The 11,660-nt window shown below is 68.5% G+C and carries 11 protein-coding genes; 1 reads left to right on the top strand and 10 read right to left on the bottom strand.

The window, feature by feature from the left end:
- Positions 1 to 360: 360 nt before the first annotated feature.
- Together tyrS and AA983_RS10350 are read right to left on the bottom strand one after the other, a co-directional pair.
- Positions 361 to 1,623: a tyrosine--tRNA ligase gene (gene tyrS, locus AA983_RS10355; RefSeq protein ID WP_047312137.1), complete on the bottom strand. Its 1,263-nt coding sequence runs from the start codon at positions 1,621 to 1,623 to the stop codon at positions 361 to 363.
- 75 nt (positions 1,624 to 1,698) lie between these two features.
- Positions 1,699 to 2,346 (bottom strand): DNA-3-methyladenine glycosylase, encoded by a 648-nt coding sequence (locus AA983_RS10350; protein ID WP_047312136.1) that lies wholly within the window; start codon positions 2,344 to 2,346, stop codon positions 1,699 to 1,701.
- 173 nt (positions 2,347 to 2,519) lie between these two features.
- Here AA983_RS10350 and AA983_RS10345 point away from each other — a divergent pair, with 173 nt between their 5' ends.
- On the top strand, positions 2,520 to 3,764 hold the full coding sequence (locus AA983_RS10345) for a globin domain-containing protein (protein ID WP_047312135.1): 1,245 nt from the start codon (positions 2,520 to 2,522) through the stop codon (positions 3,762 to 3,764).
- A gap of 85 nt (positions 3,765 to 3,849) precedes the next feature.
- On the opposite strand, the gene argH is transcribed toward AA983_RS10345, so the two are convergent.
- The 8 genes from argH to argC all read right to left on the bottom strand — a co-directional run bounded on the left by argH (position 3,850) and on the right by argC (position 11,592).
- Positions 3,850 to 5,283 carry an argininosuccinate lyase gene (argH, locus tag AA983_RS10340; RefSeq protein ID WP_047312134.1) on the bottom strand — a complete coding sequence of 478 codons (1,434 nt, stop codon included), beginning with the start codon at positions 5,281 to 5,283 and terminating at the stop codon, positions 3,850 to 3,852.
- A gap of 90 nt (positions 5,284 to 5,373) precedes the next feature.
- Positions 5,374 to 5,910 carry an arginine repressor gene (locus AA983_RS10335; RefSeq protein WP_047312133.1) on the bottom strand — a complete coding sequence of 179 codons (537 nt, stop codon included), beginning with the start codon at positions 5,908 to 5,910 and terminating at the stop codon, positions 5,374 to 5,376.
- A complete protein-coding gene (gene argF / locus AA983_RS10330; RefSeq protein WP_047312132.1) occupies positions 5,907 to 6,839 on the bottom strand; it encodes an ornithine carbamoyltransferase in 933 nt (310 codons plus the stop codon). The genes AA983_RS10335 and argF overlap by 4 nt, the downstream gene beginning before the upstream one ends.
- On the bottom strand, positions 6,836 to 8,050 hold the full coding sequence (locus AA983_RS10325; RefSeq protein WP_255352626.1) for an acetylornithine transaminase: 1,215 nt from the start codon (positions 8,048 to 8,050) through the stop codon (positions 6,836 to 6,838). The genes argF and AA983_RS10325 overlap by 4 nt, the downstream gene beginning before the upstream one ends.
- Positions 8,047 to 8,988: an acetylglutamate kinase gene (argB, locus tag AA983_RS10320; protein WP_047312131.1), complete on the bottom strand. Its 942-nt coding sequence runs from the start codon at positions 8,986 to 8,988 to the stop codon at positions 8,047 to 8,049. The genes AA983_RS10325 and argB overlap by 4 nt, the downstream gene beginning before the upstream one ends.
- Entirely contained in the window at positions 8,985 to 10,136 is a 1,152-nt protein-coding gene (gene argJ, locus AA983_RS10315; RefSeq protein ID WP_047312130.1) for a bifunctional glutamate N-acetyltransferase/amino-acid acetyltransferase ArgJ, read from the bottom strand. Before argJ ends, argB begins: the two co-directional genes overlap by 4 nt.
- Positions 10,133 to 10,543, bottom strand: coding sequence for an ACT domain-containing protein (locus AA983_RS10310; protein WP_047312129.1), 411 nt, complete (start codon positions 10,541 to 10,543; stop codon positions 10,133 to 10,135). Before AA983_RS10310 ends, argJ begins: the two co-directional genes overlap by 4 nt.
- A complete protein-coding gene (gene argC, locus AA983_RS10305) occupies positions 10,543 to 11,592 on the bottom strand; it encodes an N-acetyl-gamma-glutamyl-phosphate reductase (RefSeq protein WP_047312128.1) in 1,050 nt (349 codons plus the stop codon). The genes AA983_RS10310 and argC overlap by 1 nt, the downstream gene beginning before the upstream one ends.
- Positions 11,593 to 11,660 lie beyond the last annotated feature (68 nt).

The following is an 11,660-nucleotide window of genomic DNA, read 5'->3' as shown; positions in this document are numbered from 1 at the left end:
AAAAAATTGTTGTTTGGCGATGATCACATCGGCACGCTGTTGAGTTCTCAAAACACCATCACACACCGTCAGGGTTTGAGGTGGAACCTCTCACCCGTCTGGGGTAACTCGTCTATCCTAGCACTTCCTCGGCTTAGCACCAACCTGGCCGCTTCGAACTACATCGCTGTAATTCGTTGTGCCTGTAGGCAATCCGAGAGTGTCAGGTGCGGCTCGCGGCGGGCGTTCGACCCTCCGCTGCTCGCGGCGACTCGAAAAACATTACACGCTTCTCACCCTGGGCACAAACGCGGAGATGTGCCAGGGCGTTCGGTGCGGGAGAGGTGCCTCGAGAGCCCCTCCCCTGCACCGGACGTCGGGTCACCCGGCCCGACGTGCCGCGGCCTGGAACTTGCGGCCGCGCTTGAGGATGGCCACCTCGCCGTGGAGGAAGTCGTCCGTCGTCAGGGCGTACTCGGCGTCGTTCATCTTCACGTTGTTCAGCGAAACCCCGCCGTCACCGATGAGGCGCCGGGCCGCGTTTCGTGAGTCCGCGATGCCGACCGCGACCACGGCGTCCGTCAGGCTGGTGCCCTCGGCGACGTCGGCTCCCGGCAGTTCCTGCGCTGCGTCACGGAGCGTGGACGCGTCAAGCGCCGTCACGTCTCCCTTGCCGAAGAGAGCCTCACTCGCGGCCACGGCGCCGGCCGTCGCAGCCTCGCCGTGGACGAGCGTCGTGACGTCGGCGGCCAACGTCCGCTGCGCCTCACGGCGGAAGGGTGCCTCGGCGACGGCCTTCTCCAGCTCGGCGATCTCCTCCGGCGTCCTGTCGGTCATGAACTTGAGGAGTTTGATGACCTCGGAGTCCTCGACGTTGAGGAAGTACTGGTAGAAGGCGTAGGGGCTCGTCATCGTCGCGTCGAGCCAGATGGCGTTTCCCTCCGACTTGCCGTACTTCTGCCCGCTCGCGTCGGTCAGCAGCGGCGAAGTGAGCACGTGAACGCTCTTGCCCTCGACCGAACGGATGAGGTCGGCCCCGGCAATGAGGTTGCCCCACTGGTCCGAACCACCGGTCTGCAAGGTGCAGCCGTACTCGCGGTACAGGTGGAGGTAGTCGAGCGCCTGAAGGATCTGGTAGCTGAACTCCGTGTAGCTGATGCCCTCCTCGGAGTTCAGGCGAGCCGCTACGGCGTCCTTCTTCATCATCGCGTTGACGCGGAAGTACTTGCCGACGTCGCGCAGGAAGTCGAGAGCCGAAATCTGTGAGGTCCAGTCGAGGTTGTTCACCACGCGCGCCGGGTTCTCACCCTCGAAGTCGAGGAAGGGGCGCACCTGCGAGCGGATCTTGTCGACCCACTCCGCCGTCTGGTCCTTCGTCTTGAGCACTCGCTCCGAACTCGGACGGGGGTCGCCGATGAGTCCCGTCGAGCCGCCGACGAGGGCGATCACTCGGTGGCCGGCCCTCTGCAGGCGACGTAGCTGGATGAGCTGAACGAGGTTGCCGAAGTGCAACGACGGGGCAGTCGGGTCGAAACCGCAATACACCGTGATAGGTCCGTTCGCGAGTGCTTCACGCAGCTCGGCTTCAGCGGTGGTCTGTGCCACCGCTCCGCGCCACTGCAGCTCGTCGAGGATGTTGGTCACGATGTGCCTTTCGTCGTCATGGCCGGTGTCTGGCTCCGGCGCCGTTCCAAGGGTGCCCCATCGGGTGCGCCCGCGTCACTTCGGTTGGTGCGGGTTCGTCGCGGCTCGTCGGCGCGCCACGGCGGGCCGGTAGGCGGAGACAGTCGGGTCGTCGGGCAGCCAGAAGCGCCACGGGTACAGCGTGCTGTCGCCGCCGGGGCCGCTCACCCCGACCCGTGGGCCGCTGCGGTATTCGAGCCGGGTACACCCGTCCGGCACGGTGAGTCGCACCTGTGCGTCCCTTCCGGTGACCGGCGTTCCGTTGAGGTCGAGATCCACGCCGAGCGCCTGCCCGAGGTTTCCCGGCCCCCGCGCCAGCAGCCGTGACGGAACGTCGCGCCGATCTCCACCGCGGCGCCGCCGAGCGATCGCCTCCCCCTCGACGACCTCACCGGCGCGCACGAGCACTCCGCCGGATTCTCCGTCGGGGCCACAGACCAGGTTGAAGGCTCGATGGATGCCGTAACTGATGTAGACGTACACGGTGCCGGGAGGTCCGAAGAGCGCCGCGTTGCGCGGCGTGCGACCACGGAAGCCGTGCGACCCCGGGTCGCGCTCCCCCGCGTACGCCTCCACCTCGCTGATCCGCACACCGACACCGTCGTGGTGCACGACCAGGCCGAGCAGCCGCGGAGCCACCACCTCGGGTGCTGCGGCGAAGAGATCTGGATCGACGGGGTGCACGCCGTCATTGTGCCAACGCTGCCGATGGGTTCCGCCGTCGCGGTCCCGCACCCCTCGGTTCCTGGGGATCGGTGACATTCGTCCCTGCCTTCGACCCAGGCCCGCGCCGTAGCGTCACGACGGCCGCAACGGGACCGTCTACGGCAACCTGACGACGTCACCCTGGAGGACGCATGCTGCACGCCGACAACGCCGAGATCGTCAAGGCGACTGCCGGACCGGTCATCGAGAACATCACGCAGATCACCAAGGTCTTCTACCCCAAGATGTTCGAGCGCAACCCGGACCTGCTCAACGTGTTCAACCAGGCGAACCAGGCCATCGGCGAGCAGCCGATCGCGCTGGCGTCGAGCATCGTCGCGTATGCCCACCACCTGCTGGGCGACTCCGACATCGACTTCGACCACGTCTTGTCGCGCATCGCGAACAAGCACGTTGCCCTCGCCATCAAGCCCGGTGACTACACCATCGTCGGCCGCAACCTCATGGAGGCCATCGGCGAGGTGCTCGGCGACGCCGTCACGCCCGAGGTGGCACGCGCCTGGGAAGAGGTGTACTGGCTGTTCGCCATGGACCTCGTGAGCGCCGAGGCGAAGGTGTACCAGCAGATCGACCGCACACCGGACTCCCTCATGAAGGACCACCGCATCACGCGCATCGAGGACGCCGGCGGCAAAGCCCGCACGTTCACCCTCGAGCCCGTCGACGGTTCGGCGATTCCCGACTACGTTCCGGGCCAGTACGTCACCGTCATCGCTCAGCTCGAGGACGACTACCGCCAGCCCCGCCAGTACACGATCTCGGGCGCGCCCGGTGACGCCGCCCTCCAGATCACGGTCAAGAAGGTGGCGGGTGCGAACGGCACCCCCGACGGTGCCGTCTCGGGATACCTCTTCGAGCGCTCCGAGGGCGACATCCTGCCCGTCAGCGCACCGGTGGGCGACATCGAGGTGGCGAAGGACGACCACACGCGCCCGCTCGTCATGTTCTCCGCCGGCATCGGCATCACGCCGATGGCCTCGATCCTCGACGCCGCCGCTCACGGCCGCACGAACGGTCGTGAACTCGTCCTCGTCCACGCCGACATCGATGCAGACACCCACCCGCTGCGCGAGCAGGTCGCCCGCACCGCAGCCGACGCCGGCGCCACCGCCATCACGTACTACGAGAAGGGCGGCGACGACGCGCGCGAGGGTCTCGTCGCCGTCGACGAGCTCGACCTGCTGGACAACGCCGAGTACTACCTCTGCGGCTCGGTGCCGTTCAAGCAGCACGTGCGCTCGGGCCTGCTCGACCGCGGCGTGGACGCGGCCGACATCAGCTACGAGATCTTCGGGCCCGACCTGTGGCTCGGTGGCTCGGCCTCCAGCCAGGCCTCCCCCGAAGAGCTCGTCGCCGAGGAGCAGCGACTGGCCTGATCGGCGTCAGCCGTCAGCACGGACGACGACAGCGGCACCCGTTCTCGGGTGCCGCTGTCGTCATGCGACGGGGAGAGTGCTCCGGTCAGCGCAGCTCGATGCGCGAGTCGGCGAACTCGCGCAGCTCGCCCGCTCGAGCGGCGGCAGCTTCGAGCTGCTCACCGACTCGCTCCGGGGCAGTGCCGCCCGTGGCGTTGCGCGACGCGAGCGATCCCGGAACGCTGAGTACCTCACGCACGCCCGGGGTGAGGTGCTCGCTGATGTCGGCCAGGTCGTCGTCCGAGAGATCCCACAGCTCGATGTCGCGCTTCTCGCACTCCCGAACGCAGGCTCCGGCGACCTCGTGAGCCACACGGAACGGCACGCCCTCGCGCACGAGCCATTCCGCGATGTCGGTGGCGAGCGAGAAGCCCTGCGGGGCCAGCGACTCGAGGCGCTCCGGGTGGAACGTCAGCGTCGCGGTCATCCCGGCAAAGGCCGGCAGGAGCAGTTCGAGGGTGTCGACTGCGTCGAAGACCGGCTCCTTGTCCTCCTGCAGGTCGCGGTTGTAGGCGAGGGGGAGCGCCTTGAGGGTCGTGAGCAGGCCGGCCAGGTCACCGACGAGACGGCCCGCCTTGCCTCGCGCCAGCTCGGCGACGTCGGGGTTCTTCTTCTGCGGCATGATGCTGGAACCGGTCGAGAAGGCGTCGTCGAGGGTGACGAAGCTGAACTCCTTCGTCGCCCAGAGAACGACCTCCTCGGCGATACGCGAGATGTCGACCGCAGCCATCGCGGAGACGAAGGCGAACTCGGCGACGAAGTCACGCGAGGCGGTGCCGTCGATGCTGTTCTGCGTCGGGCGGCTGAAGCCGAGGTCCTCGGCCACCCGAGCCGGGTCCAGGCCGAGAGACGAGCCCGCGAGCGCCCCCGAGCCGTACGGCGAGGCATCCGTGCGCTTGTCCCAGTCGACGAGGCGCTCGGCGTCGCGCAACAGGGCCCAGGCGTGGGCGAGAAGGTGGTGGCTGAGGAGCACCGGCTGGGCGTGCTGCAGGTGCGTGCGGCCGGGCATCGCGACGCCCATGTGGGTTCGGGCCTGAGCCACGAGGGCGTCGACGACGTCGAGCAGCAGCCCTGAGACGACCCGCGCGTGATCACGCAGGTACATGCGGAACAGGGTGGCCACCTGGTCGTTGCGCGAGCGCCCGGCGCGCAGGCGCCCGCCCACGTCTGCACCGGCACGTTCGATGAGGCCGCGCTCGAGCGCGGTGTGAACGTCCTCGTCGTCCTGGGCCGGGACGAAGACGCCCGATTCCACGTCACCGCGCAGCTTCTCGAGAGCCGAGAGCATGGCCTCGAGGTCGTCCTCGGCGAGGAGGCCAGCACGGTGCAGGACGCGGGCGTGTGCCCGGGACCCGGCGATGTCGTACGGCGCGAGGCGCCAGTCGAAGTCGGTGGACTTGCTCAGGGCCGCGAGTGCGTCGGAGGGGCCGCCGGCGAAGCGTCCGCCCCAGAGGCTGAGGCGCGAATCGGCCTGGGTCATGACGAACCTTTCATCGAGGAGTGGCCCGGCTCGAACGGGCCACCGAAGTGCAGGGGTAGCAGGAAGATCTCAGGGTGCTCACGTGGATTCTCACGCATCGTCGGCGGAAAGGTCCTCGTCGGTTCCGGCGTCGTCAGTACGCCCGGCGAGGTCGAGGAAGCGCTGCCCCAGAGCTGACGACTCGGCGTCCGCCTGGGCGATGACCAGGATCGTGTCGTCGCCGGCGATGGTGCCGAGCACCTCCTCGAACTCCGCGTGGTCGATCGCCGAGGCGAGGAAGTTCGCAGCGCCCGGAGGCGTGCGCAGCACGACGAGGTTGCCCGAGGACTCGGCGGTGACGAGCAGTTCGCCGGAGAACCGGCGAAGGCGCTGCACGGCTTCGGTACGAGCGGCGCCGGCACGCGGCGTTCGATCGCCGCCCTCGCCAGGCACGGCGTAGACGAGTGTTCGCCCCTGGCGCACCTTGACCGCGCCCAGCTCGACGAGGTCACGCGACAGCGTCGCCTGGGTGACGTCGACGCCGTCCTCGAGCAGACGTTCGGCGAGATCGGTCTGCGAGCGGATGGACTCCCGGCCGAGGATCTCGCGGATGCGCTGATGTCGCGCGCCCTTCGTCGGCGCGATCACGAGCGCTCCAGAAGGAAGGCGAGCAGAGCCTTCTGCGCGTGCAGACGGTTCTCCGCTTCGTCCCAGACGACCGACTGCGGCCCGTCGATGACATCGGCGGCGATCTCGTACCCCCGGTATGCGGGCAGGCAGTGCATGACGATGGCATCGGCCTTGGCGTGGGCCATGAGGTCCGCGGTCACGGCGAACGACCGGAACGGGTTCGTCTCGCCCTGGCGTTCGGCCTTCTCGCCCTCCTGCCCCATCGACACCCAGGTGTCGGTGATGACGACGTCCGCATCGCTGACCGCGACCACGGCGTCGGTGGAGGCCGTGGCGCTCCCACCCGTTTGCGCCGCCATGCGCTGAGCGTCCTCGAGGATCTGGGGGTTCGGCTGGTAGCTCTCCGGTCCGGCGACGACGATGTTCGCCCCCGCAGTGGCGAAGCCGAGCAGGTAGCTGTGCGCCATGTTGTTGGCTGCGTCGCCGACGTAGGCGACCTTGAGCCCGGCCACGCTTCCCTTGTGCTCCGTGACAGTGAGGAGGTCGGCGAGGATCTGGCACGGGTGGAAGTCGTCGGTGAGCGCGTTGACGACCGGAACTCCCGAGTGCTCGGCCATCTCTGCGAGCGACTTCTGGGCGAACGTCCGCCAGACGATGGCGCTCACCTGGCGGCCCAACACCTTGGCCACGTCGTGGATCGACTCCCGCGTGCCCACCTGGGCGAGGTTGCCGTCGACGATCATCGGGTGGCCGCCGAGTTCGGCGATGCCCACCGAAAAACTGAGCTGGGTGCGCAGCGTCGGCTTGTCGAAGATGACGGCGACGCCGCGGGGCCCCTCGAGCGGGCGGACACAGTGTCGATCCGCCTTGAGGCGTGCGGCAAGGTCGAGCACCTCACGCTGCTCGGCGGGCGACAGGTCGTCGTCGCGCAGGAAGTGGCGGGTCACGATGTCTCCTTCTCTCCTGCTCGGTCGAGCAGGGTCGGCAGGGCGTCCACGAACGTGTCGAGCTCGGCGTCAGAGATGGCGAGCGGGGGCGCGAGGCGAACGGCGTTCGGCGTCGGCGCGTTGACGATGAAGCCGGCCTCGCGCGCGGCGACGACGAGCTGCGGCGCCACGGCGTCCCGCAGGAGGACGGCGCGCAGCAGGCCACGGCCGCGTGTACCGGTGACGCGGGCGTCGCCGAGGGCGTCGATGCGGGCGGCGAGGTGCTCTCCCCGTCGTACGACGTGGGTGAGAAGCCCGTCCCCGGCGATCGTGTCGAGCACCGCGAGCGCAGCAGCGCAGGCCAGTGGGTTACCGCCGAACGTCGTGCCGTGCTGGCCCGCCGTGAGGAGGCCGGAGACTTCCGGCCCGAACGTGATGAGCCCGCCGACAGGAACGCCGCCACCGAGGCCCTTGGCCACCGTCACCGCGTCGGGCACGAGCCCCGGCGCGAGCGTCTGGAAACCGAACCACTCGCCGGTGCGCGCGATGCCCGTCTGGACCTCGTCGAGGATGAGCAGCGCACCGGCGTCACGCGTGATGCGGCGCGCCGCCTCGAGGTATCCCTCACTCGGCACGACGACGCCGGCCTCACCCTGGATCGGCTCGACGAGGACAGCACCCACGGACTCGTCGACAGCGTCACGCAACGCCTCGACGTCGTCGTACGGCACTCGCCGGACGCCGGGCACGAGCGGCTCGAACGGAGCGCGGTAGGCCTCTTTCGACGTGAGCGAGATGGCCCCCATCGTGCGCCCGTGGAAGCCACCCTCGAGAACGACGACGTCGGGGCGACCGGTGCGCCGCGCGAGCTTGAACGCGGCCTCGTTCGCCTCACTGCCGGTGTTGCAGAGGAATACGCGTGATCCCTCCGGCGCTCCGGCGATCTCGAGTAACCGCTCACCGAGGGCCACCTGACCGGGCGTCGTGAACAGGTTCGAGGTGTGGATGAGGCGTGCAGCCTGCTCCTGTACCGCGGCGACGAGCGCCGGGTGGCCGTGACCGAGAGAGTTGACGGCGATGCCACCGAGCAGATCGAGGTAACGCCGGCCGTCGGCGTCCGTGACGTAGCAGCCGTCACCCTCGGTGAGGACGAGGCCGGGCTCGCCGAAGACACCCATCATCGCCGTGCCGTACCGCTCGAGGTACGTCTGGCTCTCGTGCTGGGTACTCACCAGCGTCCTCCTGACGTGATCATCGTGCCGATGCCTTCGTCGGTGAAGATCTCGAGAAGGATCGAGTGCGGGCGGGTGCCGTTGACGACGTGTGTGTGCGGCACCCCTCCGCGCACCGCGCGAATGCAGGCCTCGAGCTTGGGCACCATGCCGGTCTCGACGGTCGCGAGCATCGCTTCGGCGTCCTCGGCGGGCAGGGTCGACAGCAGCGACTCCGGGTCGGGCCAGTTGGCGTAGACGCCCTCGACGTCGGTGAGCACGACGAGCTTGTGGGCACCGAGTGCCACGGCCAGCGCGCTCGCTGCCGTGTCGGCGTTGACGTTCAGGACCTGACCTTCGTTGTCGAGGTCGGGAGCCACCGACGAGATGACGGGGATGCGCCCCGAGTGCGTCAGGTCGCGCACGATCTGCGGATCGACCATCTCGACATCGCCGACGAGACCGATGTCGACAGCCTCCCCGTCAACGTACGCCGGCCGACGGCGGGCGCCGAACAGGCGGGCGTCCTCCCCCGACAGCCCGAAGGCCATCGGGCCGTGCTGGTTGATGAGGCCGACGAGTTCACGCGAGACCTGGCCAGTGAGCACCATGCGCACGACCTCCATCGTCTCGGGGGTCGTGACGCGCAGCCCACCGCGGAACTCGCTCTTGAGGCCCATGCGCTCCAGCATTGAGGCGATCTGAGGTCCGCCCCCGTGAACGACCACGGGGCGCAGCCCCGCGTAGCGCAGGAAGGCGATGTCCTCGGCGAAGGCCCTCTTCAGTGCCGGGTCGGTCATCGCGTTGCCGCCGTACTTCACGACGACGAGCGCGTCCTGGTAGCGCTCGAGCCACGGCAGCGCCTCGACGAGGGTGCCCGCCTTGAGTGCCGCAGAAGCGATCGAACTCAGGTCACGGCGCTCGCCGGCCAGCCCGTGGTCGTGCTCGGAGGTGCTCATGTGCTGTAGGCCGAGTTCTCGTGAACGTAGTCGTGCGTGAGGTCGTTGGTGAAGATTGTCACGGACTCCTCGCCCGCCTTGAGGAAGACCTCGACCTTCACTTCACGGTTCGACAGGTCGACGCCGGATCGGTCGTCGCCGACGCCGCCGTCGCGACAGACCATGACGCCGTTGATCGCAACGTCGAGCGTACGAGCGTCGAACGCCGCCTTGGTCGTGCCGACGGCCGCGAGGACGCGACCCCAGTTGGGGTCTCCCCCGAAAACCGCGCACTTGAAGAGGTTGTTCCCGGCGATCGTGCGTGCAACTTCAAGTCCATCGTTAATGTTTGCAGCTCCGTTGACGACGATCTCGATGTCGTGGGCAGCGCCCTCGGCGTCGGTGATGAGCTGCAGCGCAAGATCCTGGCAAACCTCCGTCAGGATGCTCGTGAACTCGCCCATCTCGGGGGCGACGCCGGAGGCGCCGGACGCCATGAGGAGCACGGTGTCGTTCGTCGACTGGCAGCCGTCGGAGTCGATGCGGTCGAACGACAAGCGCGTCGCCGTGCGCAGGGCTTCGTCAGCCTGCTCCGGGGTGAGGACGGCATCTGTCGTCACGACGACCAGCATCGTGGCCAGTGAAGGTGCGAGCATGCCCGCTCCCTTCGCCATGCCACCGACGACGTACCCCGAGCCGATGCCTTCGCACTCCTTGGCCACGGTGTCGGTCGTCATGATGGCCTCGGCCGCGTCGGCGCCACCGTCGGCGCTCACGGCGCCGGACACCTGCGTCACACCATTCTCGATGCGGTCCATCGGCAGGAGTTCACCGATGAGCCCCGTGGAGCACACCACGACATCGCCCGCACTCACGCCGGCGGCCTCGGCCACGAGTTCGGCCGTGCGGTGAGTGTCGAGGAAGCCCTGGGCGCCCGTGCAGGCATTCGCACCACCCGAGTTGAGGACCACAGCATCGACGCGGCCGTCGGTGACGACCTGGCGTGACCACGTCACGGGGGCCGCCTCAACCCGGTTGCTCGTGAACACCGCGGCACCGACGTGCTCGGGGCCGTCGTTGACCACGAGCGCGAGATCGGGCTTTCCGCTGGGCTTGAGGCCGGCCGTGACACCGGCGGCCCGGAAGCCTGATGCGGCAGTGACGCTCATTCCTTCTCCTTGATGATGTGGCCGGCACGCTTCCACAGCCCGCGGGCGCGGTCGGACTCGAAGGTGGGAACCATGATCCAGTCGGTGTCGAACGTGGAAACGGTGAAAACCGTCAGCTCGGCCTCACCGAGCGGCGTCACGATCGCCGACAGGAGACCGGTGAGGGCGAAGTCGAGCGGACCGTCGACCTCGAAGACGTTGAACGGCCCCTGCTGGCGCACCACCGCGTCACGCGGGATGGCGGACGACAGACACAGCACCGAGGTCTCCGATGCGGTGGCGCTCACCGAGACGAGCGGGGCGTCCGTGAGGGCCCAGTCTGGCACCACCTCGTGCGGCCCGAGGCGCACGTACGACAGTTCCTCGGGGTGGGCGATGAGGGTGAACTGCGCTCCGAAGGCGACCATCAGGGAGCCACCCCCACCGCGGGCAGGCCCGCGGCTTCGTCGAAGCCCAACGCGAGGTTCATCGACTGCACGGCAGCTCCTGCCGTGCCCTTCGTGAGGTTGTCGACGGCGGAGACGACGACGACGCGGCCGGAGCTTGCATCGAGGGCGAACTGAACCGCGACGGCGTTGGACGCAACGACCATCCCCGTCGAGGGCCACGAGCCGTCCGCAAGCAGGTGGACGAACGTCTCGCCGCCGTAGGCCGCCTCAAAGGCCGCGCGAATCGCCGCGGCGTCCACGCCGTCACGCACGCGCGCGGTACACGTGGCCAGGATGCCGCGCGGCATCGGCGCGAGCGTGGGGGTGAACGACAGGGACACGTCGTCCGCTCCCTGCGTGGCGCGGCGGAGGTTCTGCACGATCTCAGGGGTGTGACGGTGGCCGCCGCCGACACCGTACGGGCTCATCGATCCCATGACCTCGGATCCGAGCAGGTGCGGCTTGAGGCCCTTGCCGGCCCCCGAGGTTCCGGAGGAGGCCACGACGACGACGTCATCGTGCTCCACGAGGTCGTGGGCAAACAGGGGCGCGAGGGCGAGCGAGACCGCGGTCGGATAGCAGCCCGGGACGGCAATGCGGCGCTCCCCGGACAGGTTGTCCCGCTGCTTGGCTGCGGTCCCGAGGGTCAGTTCGGGCATACCGTAGGCCCACGAACCTGCGTACGGGGTGTCGTAGAACGCAGTCCAGTCGTTCTCGTTCTCGAGGCGGAAGTCGGCACCGCAGTCGACGACGAGCACGTCCTCGGCGAGCGCGGCGGCCAAGGCAGCGCTCTGACCGTGGGGAAGTGCGAGGAACACGACGTCGTGTCCTGCGAGGACCTCCGGCGTCGTCTCCTCAAGAACGACATCGGCCAGCGGCATGAGGTGCGGGTGGTGCTCACCCAGTCGCGAACCCGCGGAGCCCCCGGCCGTCAACGCTCCGATCTCGACGTTGGGGTGAGCGAGCAGCAAGCGGAGGAGCTCTCCTCCGGCGTATCCGCTCGCACCGGCGACTGCGACCTGAACCATGTCGTTCAGGCTACACGAATACGCATACTCATGCACAAGAGAGGAAAGTCATGCACCCCCGTGGGCGG

It is taken from the genome of Dermacoccus sp. PE3, assembly GCF_001021715.1.
Taxonomy (GTDB): Bacteria; Actinomycetota; Actinomycetes; order Actinomycetales; family Dermatophilaceae; genus Dermacoccus; species Dermacoccus abyssi.
This window is presented reverse-complemented; position numbering and strand designations above follow the sequence as displayed.

Coding starts and splice junctions, on each gene's coding strand:
- argJ (WP_047312130.1), bottom strand. CDS start 10,136: ATGAGCGTCACTGCCGCATCAGGCTTCCGGGCCGCCGGTGTCACGGCC.
- argC (WP_047312128.1), bottom strand. CDS start 11,592: ATGGTTCAGGTCGCAGTCGCCGGTGCGAGCGGATACGCCGGAGGAGAG.
- argB (WP_047312131.1), bottom strand. CDS start 8,988: ATGAGCACCTCCGAGCACGACCACGGGCTGGCCGGCGAGCGCCGTGAC.
- AA983_RS10310 (WP_047312129.1), bottom strand. CDS start 10,543: ATGGTCGCCTTCGGAGCGCAGTTCACCCTCATCGCCCACCCCGAGGAA.
- AA983_RS10345 (WP_047312135.1), top strand. CDS start 2,520: ATGCTGCACGCCGACAACGCCGAGATCGTCAAGGCGACTGCCGGACCG.
- argH (WP_047312134.1), bottom strand. CDS start 5,283: ATGACCCAGGCCGATTCGCGCCTCAGCCTCTGGGGCGGACGCTTCGCC.